The organism is Streptomyces sp. NPDC101110, assembly GCF_044759525.1.
Classification (GTDB): Bacteria; Actinomycetota; Actinomycetes; order Streptomycetales; family Streptomycetaceae; genus Streptomyces.
The window spans coordinates 146,641-173,443 of record NZ_JBIVZM010000016.1; the positions used below are offsets into that span (position 1 = coordinate 146,641).

Here is a 26,803-nt window from a genome sequence, read left to right on the forward strand (position 1 = left end):
AGGTCACTCCACTGTGAGGGCTACGACGTGCGGGTTTCAGGACTGGCCAAGTTCGTTGTCGAGCAAGTCGAACAACTCGTCGGCTGTCGCCGACTCCAGCGCGTCGTCCGGTGCCGCGCCGTTCGTTTCGGTCTGGGCGTCGGTCCACTTCGACATCACGGCCCGCAGCCGGGCGGTGATCGCGGAACGCTCGTCGGCGCCGCCGCCGATCTCCGCGAGCAGCGATTCGAGCTTGTCCAGCTCGGAGTGGACGGACAGCGCGGACGCGCCCGTCTCCGTGCCGAGTTCCGCCGCGAGGTAGTCGGCCACGGCGGCCGGGGCCGGGTAGTCGAAGATCAGCGTGGCCGGCAGCCGGAGCCCGGTCGCCTTGCCGAGCTGGTTGCGCAGTTCGACGGCCGTCAGCGAGTCGACACCCAGCTCCAGGAAGCCGCGCTTCGGGTCGATGTCATCGGGTCCCGCGAAACTGAGGACGGCGGCCGTCCGCGTACGGACGAGGTCGAGCAGCAGCTCCGCGCGCTTCTCCGCGGTGAGGCCGGCGAGACGCTCCGTGAACGCCTGCGACTCGACGACCGCGGTGGCCTGCCGCGCACTGCGGCGGTTGGGTGCGCGGACGAGTCCGCGGAGCAGCGGGGGTACGCCGGTCGAGGTGGCCTGGGCGCGTACGGCGGCCAGGTCGAGGTGCATGGGCACGAGGAGGGGCTGGTGCTGACGCCATGTGGCGTCGAGGAGGTGGAGGCCTTCCGTTTCGGTGAGGCCGTTGAGGCGGTGCCGGTCGGCGTCGGTGAGGTCGGCGGTCATGCCGTTCGCCTGTTCCCAGGCGCCCCAGGCGAGTGAGGTGGCGGGCAGTCCGTGGGTGTGGCGGTGGTGGGCGAGGGCGTCGAGGAAGGTGTTGGCGGCGGCGTAGTTGGCTTGGCCGGGGTTGCCGAGGACACCGGCGGCGGAGGAGAAGAGGACGAAGGCGGAGAGGTTCAGTTCGCGTGTGAGGTCGTGGAGGTTGAGGGCGGCGTCCGCCTTGGGGCGGAGCACGGTGTCGAGGCGTTCGGGGGTGAGGGAGTTGATGACTCCGTCGTCGAGGACGCCGGCCGTGTGGATGACGGCGGTCAGTGGACGCTCGTGGTCGATGGACTTGAGCAGCGTTTCGAGGGAGTTGCGGTCGGCGGCGTCGCAGGCGGCGATCTCCACGGTGTCGGCGCCGAGTTGAGTCAGTTCGGCGGCGAGCTGCGGGGCGCCTTCGGCGTCGAGTCCTCGGCGGCTGGTGAGCAGCAGGTGGCGTACGCCGTGTTCGGTGACGAGGTGGCGGGCGACGAGCGAGCCGAGGGCACCGGTGCCGCCGGTGATGAGGACGGTCCCGGCCGGGTCCAGGCGGAAGTCCGCCGGATCGCCCTCGGCGACAGGCACGCGGGCCAGCCGCGGCACGAGCACGGAGTCACCGCGCAGCGCTGCCTCCGGCTCACCGGTCGATGCCACCGAGGCGAGCCTGTCCCAGGCGCCGTGCGACGCGTCATCGGTGTCGATGAGGACGAACCGGTCGGGGTTTTCGGCCTGCGCGGAGCGTACGAGGCCCCAGACGGGAGCGTTGGCCAGGTCGGTGACAGCGTCGCCGGGACCGGCGGCGACGGCACCGCGCGTGACGAATACCAGGCGGGAGTCCGCGAGGCGGTCCTCGGCCAGCCAGTCCTGCACGAGGGCCAGCGTCCGGTGAGCGGCGAGGTGTGCGGCATCAGCCGTGTCCATGCCCTCATCGGTTGCGGCCGACTCCACGAGGACGACGTCCGGCACGGGCGTACCGGATGCGACGGCCTCGGCGAGGGCGTCGAGGCCGGCATACGTCGCGGACTCCGGGGCGCCGGACGGCAGCCCGGCATCGGTGCCGATCACGGCCAGGGTCCTGCGCACGGGAACCGGGACGGAGATGCCCGTCCAGTCCACCTCGAACAGTGACTCGTGGAAGGCGTGCCGGTCGGTGGCGAGCTGCGCGGAGTCCACCGGCCGCAGCATCAGCGACTCCACGGCCGCGACAGACGTACCGCTTCCGTCGACCGCGCTGATCGACACGGCGTTGGTGCCGGCTGCCGAGAGCTTGACGCGGAGCGCGGAGGCACCGGTGGCGTGGAGGGACACACTGCTCCAGGCGAACGGCAGAAGTGCCTCGTCCGACGCTTCGGTGAAGTCACCCAGGGAGACGGCGTGCAGCACGGCGTCGAGGAGCGCGGGGTGCAGTCCGTAGCCGTCGGTCTCGGTGCCCTCGGGGAGCGTGACCTCGGCGTAGATGTCGGTGCCGACCCGCCAGGCGGCGCGCAGGCCCTGGAAGACCGGGCCGTAGGTGAGGCCGACACTCGCCAGACCCTCGTACAGCCCGTCGAGTTCGAGGACATCGGCACCCTCGGGCGGCCAGACGGACAGGTCGGCGCCACCGTAGGAACCTCCCTCGGACAGGAGCCCGGTGGCGTGGGACGTCCACGGCGTCTCCGCCTCGGCGTCGTCCAGCCGTGAGTGGACGGTGACGCGGCGGTGACCCTCGTCGTCGGCGGCGGCCACGGTCACGCGGAGGGCGATACCGCCCTGTCGCGGGAGTACGAGCGGGGTCTGGAGCGTCAGCTCCTCCAGGGACCCGCAGCCGACCTGGTCACCGGCGTGGATGGCCAGCTCGACCAGCGCGGTGCCGGGGACGAGGACAGTGTCCATGACGGTGTGGTCGGCGAGCCAGGGGTGTGACTGGAGGGAGAGCCGGCCGGTGAGCAGGACGCTGTCGGAGTCGGGGAGAGCGATGGTGGCGCCGAGCAGCGGGTGCCCGGTGGTGCCGAGCCCGAGACTGGTGGCGTCGCCGGACGAGGCCGTCGCGTGGAGCCAGTAGTGCTGGTGCTGGAAGGCGTAGGTGGGGAGGTCGACGCGGCGCGCGCCCCGGCCTGCGAAGAGGCCGTCCCAGTTCAGCTCCTGCCCGTGGACGTGGGCTTGGGTGATGGCCTGGGTGAGGGTTTCGGCCTCCGGTCGGTTCTTGCGGAGTACGGGCGTGAAGAGTGCTTCTTCACTGTCGGACGCGATTTCCTGGGCCAGGGCGGAGAGGGTGCCGTCGGGGCCCAGCTCGATGAAGGACGTGACGCCTTGTTCGGCGAGGTGGGTGATGCCGTCGGCGAAGCGGACGGCTTGGCGGACGTGGCGGACCCAGTACTCGGGTGAGCTGATGCCGTCGGGGGTGGCGAGTTGGCCGGTGAGGTTGGAGACGACCGGGATGCTCGGGGTGCCGTAGGTCAGGCCCGCTGCGATGGTGCGGAACTCGTCGAGCATGGGTTCCATGCGGGGGGAGTGGAAGGCGTGGCTGACGCGGAGCTGGTGGACCTTGCGGCCCTGCTCCCGCCAGTGCTCCAGCACCTCGATCACGGCAGCCTCGTCGCCGGAGACCACGACGGACGTGGGCCCGTTGATGGCGGCGATGGCGATCTCGTGCTCGCGGCCTTCGAGCGTCTCCAGAACCTCAGCTTCGGTGGCCTGGATCGCGGCCATGGCCCCGCCAGCCGGGAGGGCCTGCATGAGGCGTCCACGCGCGGCGACGAGCTTGACGGCATCTTCCAGAGTGAAGACCCCGGCCACATGGGCGGCGGCCAGTTCACCCACGGAGTGCCCGACGAGGAAGTCAGGGGTCAGCCCCCAGGCCTCCACCAGGCGGAACAGCGCGACCTCAATGGCGAACAGTGCGGCCTGGGTGTACACGGTCTGGTCGATCAGACCGGCGTCCCCGCCGCTCGTGCCGAAGACGATGTCCTTCAGCGGACGCTCCAGCTGCCCATCAAAGTGCGCACACACCTCGTCGAAGGCCGCGGCGAACACGGGATACGTGTCATAAAGTTCGCGGCCCATTCCGGCCCGCTGGCTGCCCTGCCCCGTGAACAGGAACGCGACCCGTCCGCTGTTCGTGCTGCCCGAGGTCACCGCACCCGACACATCCCCGGCCGCCAACGCGGCAGTACCCGCAAGGAGTTCACCCAGGTCAGAGCCGGTGATGACGGCCCGGTGCTCGAACCGGGCCCGGGTGACAGCGAGGGAGTAGCCCACGTCCGCCGGACGCAGCTCGGAGTTCTCCCGTACGAACGAGTGCAGCCGCTCGGCTTGGGCCCGCAGCGCGTCCTCAGTCTTACCGGAGAGCACCCACGGCACGACCCCACCAGCAACAGGAGCCTCGGGGACTGCCTCGGCGTCGACGGTCGGCGCCTGCTCCAGAATCACGTGGGCGTTGGTGCCGCTGATGCCGAAGGAGGAGACGGCGGCTCGGCGGGGGCGGCCGGTCTCGGGCCATTGCTGGGCCTGAGTGAGGAGGGCAACGTCACCCGTCGACCAGTCGACGTGCGGGGAGGGCTCGTCGATGTGCAGGGTCTTGGGCATGACGCCGTTGCGCAGCGCCATGACCATCTTGATGATGCCGGCGGCACCGGCGGCGGCCTGGGTGTGGCCGAGGTTGGACTTGATCGAGCCGAGCCAGAGCGGTTCGGCTCCCTCGCGGTCCTGGCCGTAGGTGGCGAGCAGGGCCTGGGCCTCGATCGGGTCGCCGAGCCGCGTGCCCGTGCCGTGTGCCTCGACCACGTCCACGTCAGCGGGTGTCAGGCCCGCTGACGCCAGGGCCTGGCGGATGACGCGCTGCTGGGAGGGCCCGTTGGGGGCGGTGAGGCCGTTGGAGGCGCCGTCCTGGTTGACGGCGGAGCCGCGGACGACGGCGAGGATCTGGTGGCCGTTGCGCTTGGCGTCGGAGAGGCGTTCGACGAGGAGCATGCCCACGCCCTCGGACCAGCCGGTGCCGTCGGCGGCGCCCGCGAACGGCTTGCAACGGCCGTTCAATGCGAGGCCGCGCTGAAGGGCGAAGCTGGAGAAGGTGTCCGGCGTCGGCATGACCGTCACACCACCCACAAGAGCCATGGAGCAGTCACCACGCTGGAGCGACTGCGTCGCCATTTGCAGGGCGACGAGCGAGGACGAGCACGCGGTGTCCACGGTCACGGCCGGACCCTCGAACCCAAACGTGTACGAGACACGGCCGGACGCGATGCTGCTCGCACTGCCGTTGCCGAGGAAGCCCGCCACCTCGTCCGGCACCTCGGTGAGCCGGGAGGCGTAGTTGTGGTACATCACACCGGCGAAGACACCGGTCGAGCTGCCGCGTACGGAGGCCGGGTCGATGCCCGCGCGCTCCAGCGCCTCCCAGGAGACCTCAAGGAGCAGTCGCTGCTGCGGGTCCATCGCCAGCGCCTCACGCGGCGAGATCCCGAAGAAGGTCGGGTCGAAGTCGGCGGCCCGGTGCAGGAAGCCGCCCTCCAGCGCGTACTCCGACGAGGACCGCTCCGTGTCGCCGTCGAAGAGCCCGTCCAGGTCCCAGCCGCGGTCGGTGGGGAAGGGGGTGATGCCGTCACCGCCGTCGAGCAGGAACCGCCACATCCCCTCGGGCGTGGTGATTCCGCCCGGGTAGCGGCAGGCCATGCCGACGATCGCGATCGGGTCGTCGTCGGCGTTGTCGCGGACCACCACGGCGGTCGCCTCGGGCTGGGTGCCCATGACTTCACCGATGAGGTACTCGGCGACGGCCGTCGCGTTCGGGTAGTCGAAGACGAGGGTGGCGGGAAGCCGGAGGCCCGTCGCGGTGCCGAGCTGGTTGCGCAGTTCGACCGCGGTGAGCGAGTCGAAGCCCAACTCCTTGAATGCGCGGGACGGTTCGACGGTGGCGGTGTCCTCGTAACCCAGGACGTGGGCGACGTTCGTACGGACCAGGTCGAGGAGCAACGTGTGGCGCTCTTCGGGGGAGAGTCCGGCGAGGCGCTGCGCCAGGACGCCGGTTTCGACGGTCGCCGCGTGGGCGGTGCGGCGGGTGGAGATGCGGACGAGTCCGCGCATGAGGGGCGGTACGCCCGTCGAGGTGGCCTGGGCGCGCACGGCGGCCAGGTCCATGTGCATGGGTACGAGCAGGGCCTGCTCGGTGGTCCACACGGTGTCGAGGAGACGCAGGCCTTCGGCGTGAGTGAGGCCGGTCATGCCGCCGCGGTTGATGCGGTTGGCGTTGGTGTCGCCGAGGTCCGCGGTCATGCCGCCGGTCTGTTCCCAGGCGCCCCACGCGAGTGAGGTGGCGGGCAGACCGAGCGTGTGGCGGTGGTGGGCGAGAGCGTCGAGGAACGTGTTGGCGGCGGCGTAGTTGCCCTGCCCCGGGCTGCCCATGACGCCGGCGACCGAGGAGAAGAGAACGAAGGCGGAGAGGTCCAGGTCCTTGGTGAGGTCGTGGAGGTTGAGGGCGGCGTCCGCCTTGGGACGCAGGACCGCGTCGAGGCGTTCGGGGGTGAGGGAGTTGATGACTCCGTCGTCGAGGACGCCGGCGGTGTGGATGACGGCGGTGAGGGGGCGCGCGTCGTCGACCGAGTTGAGCAGCGTCTCCAGTGAGCCGCGGTCGGCGGCGTCGCAGGTGGCGATCTCCACGGTGTCGGCGCCGAGTTCGGTCAGTTCGGCGGCGAGCTGCGGGGCGCCTTCGGCGTCGAGTCCTCGGCGGCTGGTGAGCAGCAGGTGGCGTACGCCGTGCTCGGTGACGAGGTGGCGGGCGACGAGGGAGCCCAGAGCGCCGGTGCCGCCGGTGATGAGGACGGTCCCGGACGGGTCCAGGGGTGAAGCGGTGGTCTCGGCGAGGGCCGGGCGGGCCAGGCGAGGCACGCGCAGGGCGCCGTCGCGGAGTGCGGCTTCGGGCTCGTCGGAGGCCAGGAGCGGCCAGAGAGTGGTGAGTTCGGGCGACTCGGTGTCGGTGTCGAGGAGGAGGAAGCGGTCGGGGTTCTCGGACTGGGCTGCGCGTACCAGGCCCCACACGGGTGCGTTGGCCAGGTCGGTGACAGCGTCGTTGGGACCGGCGGCGATGGCACCGCGCGTGACGAAGACGAGACGGGAGTCGGCGAAGCGGTCCTCGGCCAGCCACTCCTGGACCAGGGCCAGGGTGTGGTGGGTGGCCTGGTGGGCTGCGGTGGCCGCGTCGGTGTCGTCGTAGGCGGTCAGCGGGGCGAAGACGACGTGGGGGATGGTGTCGGCGGCGGCCAGTTCAGCCAGGCCCGGGAACGCCGGTCCATCGGTGAAGAGACCCGGTTCGTCGCCCAGCACGGCCCACGTCTGAGCTTCGGCGGGTGCCGACGACAGATCGCGCCACTCGATGCTGAACAGCGAGTCGTTGAAGTTCCCGGTGCCTGCGGTGAGTTGTTCGGTGGTGATGGCGCGGAGTACGAGGGAGTCCGCGGTGGCGACGGGGGTGCCGGTTTCGTCGGTTGCGGTGATGGATACGGCGTCGGTGCCGGCGGGTGTGAGTTTGACGCGGAGTACGGAGGCTCCGGTGGCGTGGAGGGTTACGCCGGTCCAGGCGAAGGGCAGGTGTGCGTGGTCGGTTGTTTCGGTGAAGTCGCCGAGGGCTACGGCGTGCAGGGCGGCGTCCAGGAGTGCGGGGTGCAGTCCGAAGCCGTCGGTGGTGGTGTCCTCGGGGAGGGCGACCTCGGCGTAGACGTCGTCACCGAGCCGCCAGGCGGCACGCAGGCCCTGGAACACCGGCCCGTACGAGAGACCCGCATCGGCGAGGTTCTCGTAGAGACCCTCCACGCCGAGGGGCTCGGCGCCCTTCGGCGGCCACACGGACAGGTCGAAGGACGCCTCCGGCGTGCTCTCCGCGAGGAGGCCGACCGCGTGACGCGTCCACGGCACCGCGGCATCCGCCTCGTCGAGCCGCGAGAAGATCGCGACCTGCCGCCGCCCACTTCCGTCGGCCGCGTCCACGGCCACACGTACGGCGATGCCGCCACGCTCCGGAAGGACCAGCGGGGCTTGGAGCGTCAGCTCCTCCAGGGACCCGCATCCGACCTGGTCGCCGGCGTGGATGGCCAGCTCGACCAGTCCGGTCCCGGGGACGAGGACGGTGTCCATGACGGTGTGGTCGGCGAGCCAGGCGTGCGACTGGAGCGAGAGGCGGCCCGTCAGGACAATGCTGTCCGTCTCGGGCAGCGACATCGCCGCGCCGAGGAGCCGGTGCCCGGTCTTACCGAGGCCAAGGCTCGTGGCATCACCGGCTGCGGCCGTCGCCTCCAGCCAGTAGTGCTGGTGCTGGAAGGCGTAGGTGGGCAGGTCGACGCGGCGCGCGCCCCGGCCCGCGAAGACGCCGTCCCAGTTGAGTTCGGCGCCGTGGATGTGGGCGGTGCCGATGGCTTGGGTGAGGGTTTCGGTTTCGGGGCGGTTCTTGCGGAGTACGGGGGTGAAGAGTGCCTCTTCTGTGTTGGTGAGGGTTTGCTGGGCCAGGGCGGAGAGGGTGCCGTCGGGGCCCAGCTCGATGAAGGACGTGACGCCCTGCTCGGCCAGGTAGGCGATCCCGTCGGCAAAGCGGACGGCTTGGCGGACGTGGCGGACCCAGTACTCGGGTGAGCCGATGTCCTCGGGGGTGGCGAGCTGGCCGGTGAGGTTGGAGACGACCGGGATGCTCGGGGTGCCGTAGGTCAGGCCTGCCGCGATGGTGCGGAACTCGTCCAGCATGGGTTCCATGCGGGGGGAGTGGAAGGCGTGGCTGACGCGGAGCTGGTGGACCTTGCGGCCCTGTTCACGCCAGTGCTCCAGCACCTCGACTACCGCGGTCTCGTCACCGGAGACCACGACGGATGTGGGTCCGTTGATGGCGGCGATGGCGATCTCGTGCTCGCGGCCTTCGAGCGTCTCCAGAACCTCAGCTTCGGTGGCCTGGATCGCGGCCATGGCCCCACCGGCGGGGAGGGCCTGCATGAGGCGTCCACGAGCGGCGACGAGCTTGGTCGCGTCGTCGAGGGTGAAGAGCCCGGAGACGTGCGCGGCGGCCAGTTCGCCCACGGAGTGCCCGACGAGGAAGTCAGGGGTCAGCCCCCACGCCTCGACCAGGCGGAACAGCGCGACCTCGATGGCGAAGAGCGCGGCCTGCGTGTACACGGTCTGGTCGATCAGACCGGCTTCCGTCCCGTCCCTGCCGAAGACCACATCCTTCAGCGGACGCTCCAGCAGCCCGTCAAAGTGCGCACACACCTCATCAAAGGCAGCAGCGAACACGGGATACGTCTCGTACAGTTCGCGGCCCATTCCGGCCCGCTGGCTGCCCTGCCCCGTGAACAGGAACGCCAGCTTGCCGCGCCGCACGCTCCCCGAGGTCACCGCGCCCGACGCATCCCCGGACGCCAACGCCTTTACACCCGCGAGGAGTTCGTCCATATCGGAGCCGGTGACGACGGCCCGGTGCTCGAAGCGGGCCCGCGTCACGGCGAGGGAGTAGCCCACGTCCGCCGGACGCAGCTCGGAGTTCTCCCGTACGAAGGAGTGCAGCCGCTCGGCCTGCGCCCGCAGCGCCCCCTCCGTCTTGCCCGACAGGACCCACGGAACGACCCCACCGACGACCGGAGCCTCGGAGCCCGCCTCCTCGACGGTGGTGTCGACGGCAGCCGGCGCCTGCTCCAGGATGATGTGCGCGTTGGTGCCGCTGATGCCGAAGGACGACACCGCTGCTCGGCGCGGCCGGTCGGAGCCGGACCACTCCCGTGCCTCGGTCAGCAGGGAGACGTCGCCCGTCGACCAGTCGACGTGCGGGGAGGGCTCGTCGATGTGCAGGGTCTTGGGCATGACGCCGTGGCGCAGCGCCATGACCATCTTGATGATGCCGGCGGCACCGGCGGCGGCCTGGGTGTGGCCGAGGTTGGACTTGATCGAGCCGAGCCACAGCGGCTCGGAGCCCTCGCGGTCCTGGCCGTACGTGGCCAGCAGCGCCTGCGCCTCGATCGGGTCACCGAGCCGCGTGCCCGTGCCGTGTGCCTCGACCACGTCCACGTCACCGGGTGTCAGGCCCGCCGACGCCAGGGCCTGGCGGATGACGCGCTGCTGGGAGGGCCCGTTGGGGGCGGTGAGGCCGTTGGACGCGCCGTCCTGGTTGACGGCGGAGCCGCGGACGACGGCGAGGACCTGGTGGCCGTTGCGCTTGGCGTCCGAGAGCCGTTCGACGAGCAGCATGCCCACGCCCTCGGACCACGCGGTGCCGTCCGCGGCACCGGCGAAGGCCTTGCAGCGGCCGTCACCGGCCAGGCCGCCCTGGAGGGCGAAGTCGATGAACGTATCCGGGTTCGGCATGACGGTGACACCGCCGGCCAGCGCCAGCGAGCACTCCCCGCGACGCAGCGCCTGAACCGCCAGGTGCAGCGTGACCAACGAGGACGAGCATGCGGTGTCCACGGTCACGGCCGGACCCTCAAGACCGAACGTGTACGAGACACGGCCGGACACGACACTGCTGGAGTTGCCGGTGCCGAGGAAACCGCCGACCCCGTCGGGGATGTCCGTCACGCGAGCGGCGTAGTTGTGGTACATCACACCGGCGAACACACCGGTCGAGCTGCCGCGTACGGAGGCCGGGTCGATCCCGGCCCGCTCGAACGCCTCCCAGGACGCTTCGAGGAGCAGTCGCTGCTGCGGGTCCATCGCCAGCGCCTCACGCGGCGAGATCCCGAAGAAGCCGGGGTCGAACTCGGGTGCGTCGTGCAGGAATCCGCCGGCCAGCGCGTACTTCGTGCCCGGGCGCTCCGGGTCCTCGATGAACTGGTCCTCGACGTCCCAGCCGCGGTCGGTGGGGAACCGCGAGGTTCCGTCGCCGCCCCGCATCAGGAACTGCCACATCCCCTCGGGCGTGGTGATTCCGCCCGGGTAGCGGCAGGCCATGCCGACGATCGCGATCGGCTCGTCGTCGGTGAGCACCACGGGAGCGGACGCCGCCGCCTCCACGGTGTCCGTACCGCCGAACTCGGTGAGCAGGAAGTCGACCAGGGACAGCGGGTTCGGGTAGTCGAAAACGAGGGTGGCGGGGAGGCGGAGGCCGGTCGCGGTGTTGAGCTGGTTGCGCAGCTCGACCGCGGTGAGCGAGTCGAAGCCCAACTCCTTGAAGGCGCGGGCCGGTTCGACGGAGGCAGGGTTGTCGTAACCCAGGACGTGGGCGACGTGGGTGCGCACCAGGTCGAGGAGGTGTGCCTGGCGCTCCTCGCGCGTGAGGGGGGTGAGGCGCTGCGCGAGGGCGCCGGTCTCGACGGCCGCGGTGTGAGCGGTCCGGCGTGCGGGGGAGCGGACGAGTCCGCGCATGAGGGGCGGTACGCCCGCCGAAGCGGCCTGGGCGCGCACGGCGGCCAGGTCCATGTGCGTCGGCACGAGCAGGGCGGCGCCGGTCGTCCATGCGGCGTCCAGGAGCCGCAGGCCCTCGGCGTGGGTGAGGCCGCTCATGCCGCCGCGGCTCATGCGGTTGGCGTCGGTGTCCCCGAGGTCCGCGGTCATGCCGCCCGCCTGCTCCCAGACGCCCCACGCGAGTGAGGTCGCGGGCAGGCCGAGCGAGTGGCGGTGGTGGGCGAGAGCGTCGAGGAACGTGTTGGCGGCGGCGTAGTTGCCCTGGCCCGCGTTGCCCATGACGCCCGCGGCCGAGGAGAACAGGACGAAGGCGGAGAGCCCCAGGTCCCACGTGAGTTCGTGGAGGTTGAGGGCGGCGTCGGCCTTCGGGCGCAGGACGGTGTCGAGGCGTTCGGGGGTGAGGGAGCCGATGACTCCGTCGTCCAGAACGCCGGCCGTGTGGACCACGGCGGTCAGCGGACGTCCGGCGTCGATCGAGTGGAGCAGGGCCTCCAGCGCGTCGCGGTCGGCGGCGTCGCAGGCGGCTATCTCGACGGTGTCCGCGCCGAGTTCGGCCAGCTCGGCGGCGAGCTGCGGGGCGCCTTCGGCGTCGAGTCCTCGGCGGCTGGTGAGCAGCAGGTTGCGTACGCCGTGCTCGGCCACGAGGTGGCGGGCCACGAGCGAGCCGAGGGCGCCGGTGCCGCCGGTGATAAGGACCGTTCCGGACGGGTCCGGCACGACGGCCGCCGTCTCGGCATCGGCGGCGGGCACGCGCGCCAGCCGGGGCGCCCGTACGACGCCGTCACGCAGCGCTGCTTCCGGCTCGTCGGAGGCGAGGAAGGGCCACAGCAGGGCGAGTTCGAGCGACGCGCCCTCGGTGCCGGTGCCGGTGCCGGTGCCGGTGCCGGTGCCTGTGCCGCTGTCGGTGTCGCTGTCGGTGTCGATGAGTACGAACCGGTCGGGGTTCTCGGCCTGCGCGGACCGTACGAGGCCCCAGACAGGCGCGTTGACCAGGTCACGGACGGTGTCGTCCGGTCCGGCGGCGACGGCGCCGCGCGTGACGAACACCAGGCGTGAGTCGGCGAACCGGTCTTCCGCGAGCCAGCCCTGGATGAGGGCCAGCGCGTGATGCGTGGCCCGATGGGCGGCAGCGGCCGTGTCCGTACCCTCGCGGTCGGTCAGCGGGACGAACACGACCTCGGGGATCGTCTCGGCGCCGGCCAGCTCGGCCAGGCCCGGGAAGGCCCGGCCCTCGGCGAAGGAGCCCGGCTCACCGAGCACCGCCCAGGTCGCAGGCGCGGCCGACGGCACGGACAACTCGGGCCACTCCACGCGGAACAGCGAGTCGGTGAAGCCACCTCGGCCCGCCGAGAGCTGCTCGGCCGTGACCTGGCGGAAGACGAGGGAGTCGGTCGAGGCGACCGGCGCACCGGCCTCGTCCGCCATGGCGAGGGCCAACCCGTCGGTTCCGGTCGGCGTCAGCCGTACGCGCAGGGTCGACGCGGCCGTGGCGTACAGGGACACACCACTCCACGCGAACGGCAGACCGGTCCCCGTGTCCTCCTGCGGCGACGCGCTCAGCGAAGTGGCGTGCAGGGCGGCGTCGAACAGCGCGGGGTGGAGCCCGAAGCCGCCGGTCGGGGTGGACTCGGGGAGGGCGACCTCGGCGTAGACGGCCTCGTCCAGCCGCCAGGCGGCGCGCAGGCCCTGGAACACCGGCCCGTAGGACAGTCCCGTACCGGAAAGGCTCTCGTAGAGGTCCGCGACCTCAAGGGACTCGGCGCCCTTCGGCGGCCACACGGACAGGTCGAAGGAGGCCTCCGGCGCGCTCTCCGCCAGGAAACCGGCGGCGTGACGGGTCCACGGCTCTGCTTCCGAGCCCTCGGGACGGGAGAAGACGGCCACCGGACGCCGCCCGAGCGTGTCCACGACCTCCACGGTCACGCGCAGGACGACGGCACCGCGCTCGGGGAGGACCAGCGGGGCCTGGAGCATCAGCTCGTCGACGTGGCCGAAGCCCACCTGGTCACCGGCGTGGATCGCCAGCTCGACCAGACCGGTCCCGGGCAGCAGGGCCGACCCCATCACGCGGTGGTCTCCGATCCACGGGTGGCTCTGCAACGAGATGCGCCCGGTGAGGACGAGCGTGTCCGAGTCGGGCATCACCACAGCGGCACCGAGCAGCGGGTGCTCGGTCGCGGACTGCCCGAGCAGGGAGACGTCGCCCGCGGGGACGCCCATCTCCAGCCAGTAGTGGTCGTGCTGGAAGGCGTAGGTGGGCAGGTCGACGCGGCGGGCGCCCCGGCCTGCGAAGACGCCGTCCCAGTTGAGTTCGGCGCCGTGGATGTGGGCGGTGGCGATGGCCTGCGTGAGGGTTTCCGCTTCGGGGCGGTTCTTGCGGAGTACGGGCGTGAAGAGTGCTTCTTCGCTGTCGGACGCGATTTCCTGGGCCAGGGCGGAGAGGGTGCCGTCGGGGCCCAGCTCGATGTAGGTGGTGACGCCTTGCTCGGCGAGGTGGGTGATGCCGTCGGCGAAGCGGACGGCTTGGCGGACGTGGCGGACCCAGTACTCGGGTGAGCCGATGTCCTCGGGGGTGGCGAGCTGGCCGGTGAGGTTGGAGACGACCGGGATGCTCGGGGTGCCGTAGGTCAGGCCTGCCGCGATGGTGCGGAACTCGTCCAGCATGGGTTCCATGCGGGGGGAGTGGAAGGCGTGGCTGACGCGGAGCTGGTGGACCTTGCGGCCCTGTTCACGCCAGTGCTCCAGCACCTCGATCACCGCAGCCTCGTCACCGGAGACCACGACGGATGTGGGTCCGTTGATGGCGGCGATGGCGATCTCGCGCTCGCGGCCTTCGAGCGTCTCCAGAACCTCAGCTTCGGTGGCCTGGATCGCGGCCATGGCCCCACCGGCCGGGAGGGCCTGCATGAGGCGTCCACGAGCGGCGACGAGCTTGGTCGCGTCGTCGAGGGTGAAGACCCCGGAGACGTGCGCGGCGGCCAGTTCGCCCACGGAGTGCCCGACGAGGAAGTCAGGGGTCAGCCCCCACGCCTCGACCAGGCGGAACAGCGCGACCTCGATGGCGAAGAGCGCGGCCTGCGTGTACACGGTCTGGTCGATCAGACCGGCTTCCGTCTCGTCCGTACCGAAGACGACATCCTTCAGCGGACGCTCAAGGTGCCCGTCAAAGTGCGCACACACCTCATCAAAGGCAGCAGCGAACACGGGATACGTCTCGTACAGTTCGCGGCCCATTCCGGCCCGCTGGCTGCCCTGCCCCGTGAACAGGAACGCCAGCTTGCCGCGCCGCACGCTCCCCGAGGTCACCGCACCCGACACATCCCCGGCGGCCAACGCCTGCACGCCCGCGAGGAGTTCATCGACATCCGAGCCGGTGACGACGGCCCGGTGCTCGAAGCGGGCCCGCGTCACGGCGAGGGAGTAGCCCACGTCCGCCGGACGCAGCTCGGAGTTCTCCCGCAGGTAGGAGTGCAGCCGCTCGGCTTGGGCCCGCAGCGCGTCCTCCGTCTTACCGGAGAGCACCCACGGCACGGCCCCACCAGCAACAGGAGCCTCGACGGTCTCGGAGGCCTCCGCCTCCCCCGCCGTGGCCGGCGCCTGCTCGATGATGGTGTGGACGTTCGTACCGCTGACGCCGAACGACGAGATGCCGGCCCGGCGCGGGTGCCCGGTCTCCGGCCACTCCCGTACCTCGGTCAGCAAGGAGACAGCTCCCGCCGACCAGTCGACCTGCGGGGTCGGCTCGTCGACGTGCAGGGTCTTCGGCAGCAGGCCTTCCCGCATCGCCATGACCATCTTGATGACACCCGCGACACCCGCGGCCGTCTGGGTGTGGCCGATGTTGGATTTGATCGAGCCGAGCCACAGCGGCTGGTCCGCGTCGCGGCCCTGGCCGTAGGTGGCCAGCAGCGCGCCCGCCTCGATCGGGTCGCCGAGCCGCGTACCCGTGCCGTGCGCCTCGACCACGTCCACGTCGCCCGGCTCCAGGCCCGCGCCTGCCAGCGCCTGGCGGATGACGCGCTGCTGGGAAGGGCCGTTGGGGGCGGTGAGGCCGTTGGAGGCGCCGTCCTGGTTGACGGCGGAGCCTCGGACCACGGCGAGGACCTGGTGGCCGTTGCGCTCCGCGTCGGAGAGCCGCTCCAGCAGAAGGAGCCCCGCGCCCTCGGACCATCCGGTGCCGTCCGCGGCGCCCGCGAAGGCCTTGCAGCGGCCGTCACCGGAGAGGCCGCGCTGCCGGCTGAACTCGATGAAGGCGCCCGGGGTCGCCATGACGGTGATACCGCCCGCCAGTGCCAGATCGCACTCGCCCTGGCGCAGCGACTGCGCGGCCAGGTGCAGCGCGACGAGCGAGGACGAGCAGGCCGTGTCGACGGTCACCGCGGGGCCCTCCAGCCCCAGCGTGTAGGACACGCGGCCGGAGATGACGGAGGACTGGGTGCCGGTGAGGAAGTAGCCCTCGGTGCCCTCGGGGGCGTCGTGCGCGTCGATGCCGTACCCCTGGGAACCGGCGCCGATGAAGACGCCGCCCTGGCTGCCGCGCAGCGACAGGGGGTCGATGCCCGCACGCTCCAGGGCCTCCCAGGAGGCTTCGAGGAGCAGTCGCTGCTGCGGGTCCATCGCCAGCGCCTCGCGCGGCGAGATCCCGAAGAACCCGGCGTCGAAGCCGCCGGCACCGTCGATGAAGCCGCCCTCGTACGCGTACGTGGTCCCGCTGCGCTCCGGGTCCGGGTCGTACAGGTCGTCGATGGGCCAGCCGCGGTCGGTGGGGAACGGGGAGATGGCGTCGCGGCCTTCGAGGACGAGCTGCCAGAGTTCCTCGGGCGTGCTGACACCGCCTGGGTAGCGGCAGCTCATCGCGACGATGGCGATGGGCTCGTCGTCCGCCGCCGGGCCGGTGAGGGCGGCCTGACGCGCCGGGTCGGTCGCGCCGGTGTCGTCGGTGCCGAGCAGCTCGGTGAGGACGAACCCGGCGATGGCGTCGGCGTTCGGGTAGTCGAAGACGAGCGTCGTGGGCAGCGTGAGCCCGGTCGCGCCGTTCAGGCGGTTGCGGATGTCGACCGCCGTGAGCGAGTCGAAGCCCAGCTCGCGGAAGGCCGAACCGGGTTCGATCGCCGTCGCGTCGGCGTGGCCGAGTGCGGCGGCGGCCTGCGTGCGGACGAGGTCGAGGACCAGTTCCCGCTGCTCGCCCGCCGACAGGCCGCTCAGTCGCCGCGCGAGCGCGTTGCCGCCCGCGGGCTCCGCGGGACCCGCCGTCTCCGCTTCCAGGACGCTCCGTACCTCGGGAAGGTCCTCGATGAAGGGACGTCGGCGGATGGCGGAATAGGCGGGGGCGAACCGGTCCCAGGCGAGGTCGGACACGCACACCGTGGTCTCGTCGTGCGCCACGGCCTGGACCAGGGCGGACACGGCGAGTTCGGGGTTCATGCGCTTGAGGCCGACGCGCAGCATGGCCTCTTCGTCGCCGTCGGTGCCCATGCCGCCGCCGCCCCACAGGCCCCAGGCGATGGACGTGGCGGTACGGCCGTTGGCGCGGCGCCGCTCGGCGAACGCGTCGAGGAAGGAGTTGCCCGCGGCGTAGGCGCCCTGATCGGCGCCGCCCCACACCGCGGCGGCGGAGGAGAAGAGGACGAAGGCGTCCAGAGGCGTGTCGCCGAGCAGGTCGTCGAGGTGGGTGGCGCCCGCCGTCTTGGCCGCGACGACGGCGGCCACCTCGTCGAGGGCGCTGTCCATGAGCGACCCGGTGTCGCCGACACCGGCAGCGTGCACGACCGCCGTCAGCGGCCGGGCCTCGTCGGCCTCCAGGTCCGTCAGGACGGCGGCCAGCGAGTCGCGATCGCCCGCGTCACACGCGGCGATGGTGACCTGGGCGGTCCCGAGCCCGGTGAGTTCGGCACGCAACTCCTCGGCGCCGGGCGCCTGATCGCCGCGCCGGCTGGTGAGGACCAGGTGCTCGGCACCGTTGGCCGCCGCCCAGCGGGCGACATGGCCGCCGAGCGCGCCCGTACCGCCGGTGATGAGGATCGTGCCGCGCGGCGTCCACGAACCGCCGGCCGAGTCGGCGAGCGGCGCCCGGACGAGACGACGGCCGAAGATCCCCGTCGAACGTATCGCCAGCTCGTCCTCCGCGCCGAGACCGGACAGGACGTCGGTGAAGCGGGCGAGCGCGGGCGCGTCGACCGTCTCGGGCAGGTCGAGCAGACCGCCCCAGCGGTCGGGGTGTTCGAGCCCGGCCACCCGGCCCAGGCCCCAGACCTGGGCCTGCGCCGGGTCGGCGGCCCGGTCCGAGCGGCCGACGGACACGGCGCCGCGGCCGGCGAGCCACAGCGGCGCCTCGACCCCGGAGTCGCCGAGGGCCTGGACGAGTTCGAGCGTCCCGGCGAGCCCCGACGCCACGTGGGGGTGGCCGGGGTGCGGTGCCGTGTCGAGGGCGAGCAGCGAGAGCACACCGTCGACGGCGCGGTCGCCCACGGCCTCACGGATCAGCCCGGCGAGCGAGGCGCGGTCCGAGCCGGTCGCGCTCCACTCCACCCGTACGGTCGTGACACCCCGGCCGTGCAGGGCCTGCTCGGCGGCGGGCACCCATGCGTAGGTGTCACCGTCGGCCGGAACCACCAGCAGCCAGGTGCCGGAGAGACGTTTGGCCGGGGCGACGGACAGGGGCTTCCAGGTGACGCGGTACCGCCAGGCGTCGACGGTGTTCTTCCGCCGGTTCTGGCGCCGCCACGTCGACAGGACCGGCAGCGCGGCTTCGAGCCACTCGGGCTCGACCTCACCGTCGAAGTCGAGCGCGGCGGCCAGCGCGGCCGTGTCCTCCCGCTCCACGGCCTCCCAGAAACGCGTCTCCTCGGGGGCGGCGGCATGAGCGGCCGCCGCCTCCACGGGCTCAGCGGCTTCGAGCCAGTAGCGCTGGTGCTGGAAGGCGTAAGTGGGCAGGTCGACGCGGCGGGCGTCGTGGCCTGCGAAGACGCCGTCCCAGTCGAGATCCGCGCCGTGGACGTGGGCTCGGGCGATGGCCTGGGTGAAGGTGTCGGCTTCGGGGCGGTTCTTGCGGAGTACGGGGCTGAAGGTCGCGGTGTCGGTGAGGGTTTGCTGGGCCAGGGCGGAGAGGGTGCCGTCGGGGCCCAGCTCGATGAAGGACGTGACGCCCTGCTCGGCCAGGTAGGCGATGCCGTCGGCGAAGCGGACGGCTTGGCGGACGTGGCGGACCCAGTAGTCGGCGGTGCAGAGGTCTTCGGGGGTGGCGAGCTGGCCGGTGAGGTTGGAGACGACCGGGATGCTCGGAGTCCGGTACGCAAGCCCGGAGGCGATGGTGCGGAACTCGTCCAGCATGGGTTCCATGCGCGGTGAGTGGAAGGCGTGGCTGACGCGCAACTGGTGGACCTTGCGGCCCTGCTCCCGCCAGTGCTCCAGCACCTCGATCACGGCAGCCTCGTCACCGGAAACCACGACGGACGTGGGCCCGTTGATGGCGGCGATGGCGATCTCGTGCTCGCGGCCTTCGAGCGTCTCCAGAACCTCAGCTTCGGTGGCCTGGATGGCTGCCATGGCCCCACCGGCGGGGAGGGCCTGCATGAGGCGTCCACGAGCGGCGACGAGCTTGGTCGCGTCGTCGAGGGTGAAGAGCCCGGAGACGTGCGCGGCGGCCAGTTCGCCCACGGAGTGCCCGACGAGGAAGTCAGGAGTCAGCCCCCAGGCCTCCACCAGGCGGAACAGCGCGACCTCGATCGCGAAGAGCGCGGCCTGCGTGTACACGGTCTGGTCGATCAGACCGGCGTCCGTCTCGTCCGTGCCGAAGACCACATCCTTCAGCGGACGCTCCAGCTGCCCATCGAAGCGGGCACACACCTCATCGAAAGCGGCAGCGAACACCGGATAGGTCTCGTAGAGCTCGCGGCCCATTCCGGCCCGCTGGCTGCCCTGCCCCGTGAACAGGAACGCCAGCTTGCCGACCGTTCCGGCGGTCGCCGCGCCCTCCACGACCCCCGCGGCGGACTTGCCGGTGGCCACGGCTTCCAGGCCGGCCAGCAGTTCCGCGCGGTTCGTACCCGTGACGACGGCCCGGTGCTCGAAGCGCGCGCGAGAGACGGCGAGCGAGTAACCCACATCCGCGGGGCCGAGGCCCAGTCGCCCGGCGAGGAACGACGTCAGGCGCTCGGACTGGGCCCGCAGCGCGGCCTCGGTCTTGCCCGAGATCACCCACGGCACGGGGGCGTCCGCCTGCTGCGTGACGGCGGGCGGCTCCTCGGCGGAGGGCTCGGCGGCAGCCTGCTCCAGGATGATGTGCGCGTTCGTGCCGCTGATGCCGAACGAGGAGACCGCGGCCCGTCGGGGCCGCCCCGTCTCCGGCCACTCCCGCGCCTCGGTCAGCAGCGAGACGGCGCCCGCCGACCAGTCGACCTTGGTGGAGGGCTCGTCGATGTGCAGCGTCTTCGGCATGATGCCGTTGCGCAGTGCCATCACCATCTTGATGACGCCGCCGACGCCTGCGGCGGCCTGCGTGTGACCGACGTTGGACTTGAAGGAGCCGATCCACAGCGGCTGCTCGGCCGGGCGTTCCTGACCGTAGGTGTTGATGAGCGCCTGCGCCTCGATGGGGTCACCGAGCGTGGTGCCCGTGCCGTGCGCCTCGACGAGGTCGATCTGGTCCGAGGAGAGCTGGGAGTTGTCGAGGGCCTGGCGGATGACGCGCTGCTGGGACGGGCCGTTGGGGGCGGTCAGGCCGCTGCTCGCGCCGTCCTGGTTGATGGCCGAGCCGCGGACAACCGCGAGTACCTTGTGGCCGTTGCGCTCCGCGTCCGAGAGCCGCTCGACGAGGAGCATGCCCACGCCCTCGGCGAAGCCGGCGCCGTCCGCGAGGTCGGAGAAGGCCTTGCAGCGGCCGTCGGGGGAGAGGCCGCCCTGCCGGGCGAGGTCGATGAACGCCTCGGGGGTCGACATGACCGTGGTGCCGCCGGCCAGGGCCATGGAGCACTCGCCGTTGCGCAGCGCCTGGACGGCCAGGTGCAGCGTCACCAGCGACGAGGAGCAGGCGGTGTCGACGGAGACGGCCGGGCCCTCGAGCCCGAGGGTGTAAGAGATGCGTCCCGATGTGACGCTGTACGCGTTGCCGGTGCTGAGATATCCCTCCACGCCGTCGGGGATTCGGTCGAGCCGAGTGGCGTAGTCCTGGTACATCACGCCCGCGAATACACCGGTCTTGCTTCCGCGCATCGCGTGCGGGTCAATTCCGGCGTGCTCAAAGGCTTCCCAGGCGACTTCGAGGAGCAGTCGCTGCTGCGGGTCCATCGCCAGCGCCTCGCGCGGCGAGATCCCGAAGAACGCCGGGTCGAACTGTGCGGCGTCGTAAAGGAATCCGCTCTCGCGGTTGTAGAAAGTGCCCGGCTTTTCGCGGTCGGGGCTGTACAGCCGCTCGATGTCCCAGCCGCGGTCGGTGGGAAGGTCGGACACGGCGTCCCGGCCCTCGGCGACCATTTGCCACAACTCCTCGGGGGAATTGGCGCCGCCCGGATAACGGCAGCTCATGCCCACGATCGCGATGGGCTCGTGTGCCCGCGAGTCGGCCGCGCTCAACAGCTGCTTCGTCTGCTGCAGATCGGCCATTACCCGCTTGAGGTAGTCGCGAAGCTTCTGCTCATTCTGCATCTAAAGCAACCTCTTGAGGACGGACAGCACTTGGGCACCTGGGCAATACATGAGATCGCGCCGCACGCGAAACCCGGGCGGAAGTCCTTTTACGACGTGACTCCCCGGCTGGGAGACCCATTCGGCGATGCCTCGAACCGGCTGTGTATGAGCACGGGGGACACATCGACATGACTTCACATACGACGCTAGGAGATGACCACCGACCGCGGCACCCCTAACCTTCCCTAAGAGCCCCCCTACGCCCCCCAGGGCCGGCCACGCTCCTTTGGGGAGGTGACCGGCCCTGGGCCGGAGAGAATTGCCGTGGTCAGGACAGACCCAGCTCCTGGTCGATCATGGCGAACATCTCGTCGTCGCTCGCCGACGTGAGGTCCGTGGCAGCGGCCCCGGCGCCACCCCCTACGACGACCGGGCGGCCGAGCGCGGCCAGCAGGGACTGGAGCCGGTTGACGACCTTGTCGCGGTCCTCGTCGGACAGCTCGGCGGCGGAGACGGTGGCCTCAAGGCGGCCGAGATCGGCATGGACCGGGGTGGCACCCGGCCCCGCGGCGTCGGCGGAGAACTGCGTGCCGAGATACTTGGCGACCGCGCCCGCCGACGGATAGTCGAAGATCAGGGTCGCGGGGAGCCGGAGGCCGGTCGCGCCGCCCAGCCGGTTGCGCAGCTCCAGGGCGGTCAGCGAGTCGACACCGAGGTCCAGGAAACCGCGGTCCGGCTCGACCTGCCTGCTGCTGGTCAGGCCGAGCACCTTGGCGACGTTCACCTGGACCAGCTCCAGCAGCACGCCGGCCTGCTTGTCCGCGGCGAGCCCCGACAACCGCTGCGCGAGCGAACTGCCCTGTGCTTCCGCGTCCGCCGCGGTCGGCGCCGTACGCCGTGCCGGTGCCTTGACCAGCCGGTCGAGCAGAGCGGTCAGTTCACCGGACGAGGCCTGGGCGCGCAGTCGGGGGAGGTCGAGGCGCACCGGCACGGAGACGGCCTCCGCGGTGGCCAGCGCGGCGTCGAACAGGGCGAGCCCCTCGACCGAGGAGATCGTGGCCAGCCCCGATCCCGTGATGCGCCGTACGTCACCGGTGGCGAGGTTCGCGGTCAGGTCGCTGCGCTGCTCCCACAGGCCCCAGGCCAGTGAGTGGGCGGGGAGGCCGACGGCGCTGCGGTGGCGCGCGAGAGCGTCGAGGAACACGTTCGCCGCGGCGTAGTTCGCCTGGCCGGGGCCGCCGAAGACACCCGCGGCCGAGGAGAAGAGCACGAACGCGTCCAGGTCGAGGTCCTGGGTCAGCACATGCAGGTTGACCGCCGCGTCGACCTTCGGCCGCATGACCGCCTCAAGGCGCTCGGGGGTGAGCGAGCCGACCACACCGTCGTCGAGGGCGCCCGCCGTGTGCACGACAGCGGTCAGCGGACGGTCCGCGGGCACACCGCCCAGAAGAGCCGCCAGAGCCTCCCGGTCCGCGGCGTCGCACGCGGCGACGGTCGTCTCGGCCCCGAGCGCGCCGAGTTCGGCCACCAGCTCGGAGACGCCCGCTGCCGCCGCCCCGCGGCGACTCACCAGCAGCAGACGGCGGGCGCCGTACTCGCTCACCAGGTGCCGCGCCACCAGCGCGCCGAGCGTGCCGGTACCACCGGTGATCAGGACCGTGCCCTCGGGGTCGAGCCGCGGGCGGGCGGGCTCGGCGGGCGCCTCGGTCCTGGCGAGCTTCGGCACGTACAGGGCGCCGCCGCGCACGGCCAGCTCGGGCTCCTCGGAGACGGCCGCCGAGGCCAGCACGTCACGCGTCACGGTCTCCGCACCGGCCGGGTCGAGGTCGAGGAGGACGAACTGCCCCGGGTTCTCGGCCTCGGCCGAGCGGACCAGACCCCATAGGGGTGCGTGCACGAGGTCGGTGGGAGCCATGTCGGCACGCCCGGCCGTCGCCCCGCGGGTGACCAGGACGAGCCGCGACCCCCCGAACCGCTCATCGGCCAGCCACGCCCGTACGGTCTCCAACGCCCGTACGGAAGCGGCGCGAGCACCCTCCGCCAGGCCCGAGAGATTCAACGAGACGACCGGCGCGAAGGGCACGAAGACGATCTCCGGCACGGGCGCGCCCGCGTCGAGGGCCGCCGCGAGACCGGCGAGGTCCGCGTGGACCGTCGGCTCGGCCGAGCCGCCGGCCTCCCGCAGCACACCGTGCAGACCGAACCCATCGGTCCCCACAGCCGCCCACCGCCCGCCGGCGGACGCGATCGGCGCCGCCGCGACATCCGGGGCGCTCACCCAGTCGACGCGGAACAACGACTCGTGCCACGCCCCGCCGGCCGAGGACAACTGCCCCGCCGAGACGGGACGCGTCGCCAGGCCCTCCACGGAGACGACCGGGGCACCGGTGGTGTCGGCGGCCGCCAGCGTGATCCGCCGGTCGCTGTCGACACTAAGGCGTACCCGCAGACGCGAGGCGCCCTCGGCGTGGAAGCTGACACCGGCCCACGAGAACGGGAGCCGCACCTCGGCCTCCTCGCCCCCGCCACCGCTCCGCGCGGCGTGCTCGGCGCCGACGATGACGGCGTGCAGCGCGGCGTCGAGAAGCGCGGGGTGCACGACGAACCCGTCGGTCCCGGTGCCCGGGGCCAGCTCGACCTCCGCGAAGATCTCCTCGCCACGCACCCAGACCGAGCGCAGGCACTGGAAGGTGGGCCCGTACTCGTAGCCGTGCTCGACCAGACCCTCGTACAGACCGTCGAGCGCGACCTCGTCACCACCGGCCGGCGGCCAGGACATCAGATCGGCGTCCACGGCCGCCACGGTCGGCGCGAGCACACCCACGGCGTGTGACGTCCATGGTTCGTCCACGGCGTTGTCCGGACGCGAGTAGATGCCGACCGCGCGGCGCTCCGACGAGTCGGGGGCGCCCACGAGCACCTGCAACTGAAGCGCCCCGGCCTGCGGCAGTACGAGCGGAGCCTGGATCGTCAGCTCCTCGACCTGACCACAACCGACCTGACCACCCGCGTGGATCGCCAGCTCGACGAGCCCGGTGCCGGGAACCAGCACGGTGCCCATGACGGCATGGTCGGCCAACCACGGGTGCGTGCGGAGGGAGACCCGGCCGGTGAGCAGCAGGCTGTCGGAGTCGGCGGGGGTCACGGCGGCTCCGAGCAGCGCGTGCTCACTCCCTACGAGCCCCAGGCCGGCGGCGTCATGAGCGGAGGCGGGCCCTTCGAGCCAGTAGTGCTGGTGCTGGAAGGCGTAGGTGGGCAGGTCGACGCGGCGCGCGCCCCGGCCTGCGAAGACGCCGTCCCAGTCGAGTTCGGCGCCGTGGATGTGGGCGGTGCCGATGGCCTGGGTGAGGGTTTCCGCTTCCGGGCGGTTCTTGCGGAGTACGGGCGTGAAGAGTGCTTCTTCGCTGTCGGACGCGATTTCCTGGGCCAGGGCGGACAGGGTGCCGTCGGGGCCCAGCTCGATGAAGGACGTGACGCCCTGCTCGGCCAGGTGGGCGATCCCGTCGGCGAAACGGACGGCCTGGCGGACGTGGCGGACCCAGTACTCGGGCGAGCCGATGTCTTCGGGGGTGGCGAGCTGGCCGGTGAGGTTGGAGACGACCGGGATGCTCGGGGTGCCGTAGGCCAAGCCTGCTGCGATGGTGCGGAACTCGTCGAGCATGGGTTCCATGCGGGGGGAGTGGAAGGCGTGGCTGACGCGGAGTTGGTGGACTTTGCGGCCTTGCTCGCGCCAGTGCTCCAGCACCTCGATCACCGCAGCCTCGTCACCGGAGATCACGACGGATGTGGGTCCGTTGATGGCGGCGATGGCGATCTCGTGCTCGCGGCCTTCGAGCGTCTCCAGAACCTCAGCTTCGGTGGCCTGGATGGCTGCCATGGCCCCACCGGCGGGGAGGGCCTGCATGAGGCGCCCACGAGCGGCGGCGAGCTTGGTCGCGTCGTCGAGAGTGAAGACCCCGGAGACGTGCGCGGCGGCCAGTTCGCCCACGGAGTGCCCGACGAGGAAGTCAGGGGTCAGACCCCACGCCTCGACCAGCCGGAACAGCGCGACCTCGATGGCGAAGAGCGCGGCCTGCGTGTAAACGGTCTGGTCGATCAGACCGGCGTCCCCGCCGCTCGTGCCGAAGACGACGTCCTTCAGCGAACGCTCAAGGTGCCCGTCAAAGTGCGCACACACCTCATCAAAGGCAGCAGCGAACACCGGATACGCCTCGTAAAGCTCACGGCCCATCCCGGCCCGCTGGCTGCCCTGCCCCGTGAACAAGAACGCCAGCTTGCCGCGCCGCACGCTCCCCGAGGCCACGGCGCCCGACACATCCCCGTCCGCCAACGCCCGTACACCCGAAAGGAGTTCGTCCACATCGGAGCCGGTGACGACGGCCCGGTGCTCGAAGCGGGCCCGCGTCACAGCGAGGGAGTACCCCACATCGGCCGCACGCAGCTCGGAGTTCTCCCGTACGAACGAGTACAGCCGCTCGGCCTGCGCCCGCAGCGCCTCCTCCGTCTTACCGGACAGCACCCATGGAACGACCCCACCGACGACCGGAGTCTCGGAAGGCGGCTCGGCCTCGGCGGCCGGTACCTGCTCCAGAATCACATGCGCGTTGGTGCCGCTGAGGCCGAAGGACGAGACGCCGGCCCGGCGCGGGCGCCCTGTGTCCGGCCACTCGCGGGCCTCGGTCAGCAAGCGGACGTCGCCCGCCGACCAGTCGATCTTCCGCGAGGGCTCGTCGACATGGAGGGTCTTGGGCATGACGCCGTGGCGCAGTGCCATGACCATCTTGATGACGCCGACGACTCCCGCGGCGGCCTGCGTATGACCGAGGTTCGACTTCACCGAGCCGAGCCACAGCGGCTCGGCCCCCTCGCGCCCCTGCCCGTAGGTGTTGATGAGGGCCTGTGCCTCGATGGGGTCGCCGAGCGTGGTCCCGGTGCCGTGCGCCTCGACCACGTCGACTTCCGCCGCCGTCAGCCGGGCGTCCGCGAGTGCCTGGCGGATCATGCGTTGCTGGGAGGGGCCGTTCGGGGCGGTGAGGCCGTTCGACGCACCGTCCTGGTTGACGGCGGAACCGCGTATCACGGCGAGGATCTCGCGACCGTTGCGCCGCGCGTCCGAGAGCCGCTCCAGGAGGAGCATGCCCACGCCCTCGCCCCAGATCGTGCCGTCCGCGCCGTCCGCGAACGCCTTGATGCGGCCGTCCGTCGCGAGTCCCCGCTGCCGGGCGAAGTCGGTGAAGGAGATGGGCGTCGCCTGGACCTGGGCCCCGCCGGCGAGCGCGAGCGCGCAGTCGCCGCGCCGCAGCGCCTGGGCGGCGAGGTGCAGGGAGACCAGGGACGACGAGCACGCGGTGTCCAGCGTGATCGCGGGCCCCTGGAGGCCGAGACTGTAGGCGATCCGTCCCGAGGCGACGCTGTTGACATTTCCATTGGACAGGAACGGCTCGATATCGGCCGGCACGGACGGGAGAATGCAACCGTATTCGTTGTGGATCATTCCCAGATATACGCCGGTCGAGCTGCCCTTGAGTGAACCGGGGTCGATCCCGGCACGCTCCAGCACTTCCCATGACGTTTCCAGGGCGAGACGCTGCTGGGGATCCATCGCGACGGCCTCACGCGGTGAGATCCCGAAGAACGCCGGGTCGAACGCGTCGGCGTCCTCGATGAAACCGCCTTGGCGCACGTACGTCGTGCCGGGGCGGTCGGGGTCCGGGTCGTACAGCGTGTCCAGTTCCCAGCCGCGGCCCTCGGGGAAGTCGGAGATCGCGTCGACCCCGTCCGCCACCAGCCGCCACAGGTCCTCGGGCGATGTCACTTTGCCGGGGAACCGGCAGGCCATGCCCACGATCGCGATCGGCTCGTGCTCCGCTTCCTCGACCTCGACCAGGCGATGACGGGTCCGGCGCAGCTCGGCCGTCACGAACTTGAGATTTTCCAGAAGTTTCTCGTCCTGCGCCATCAGATTTATCACCTATCGAAGTCAAATGCTGCGCGAGAGCCGGAGATGCCGGTACCGGGA

Annotated in this window: 2 protein-coding genes; both read right to left on the bottom strand. The window is 71.5% G+C overall.

Annotated elements, in window-relative coordinates; genetic code table 11:
- Window positions 1–36 precede the first annotated feature (36 nt).
- Complete coding sequence (locus tag ACIQU3_RS31530) at window positions 37–20,802, bottom strand: type I polyketide synthase (protein ID WP_403929012.1); 20,766 nt, start codon at window positions 20,800–20,802, stop codon at window positions 37–39.
- Between the two features lie 310 nt (window positions 20,803–21,112).
- Window positions 21,113–26,743, bottom strand: coding sequence for a type I polyketide synthase (locus ACIQU3_RS31535; protein ID WP_403929014.1), 5,631 nt, complete (start codon window positions 26,741–26,743; stop codon window positions 21,113–21,115).
- Window positions 26,744–26,803 lie beyond the last annotated feature (60 nt).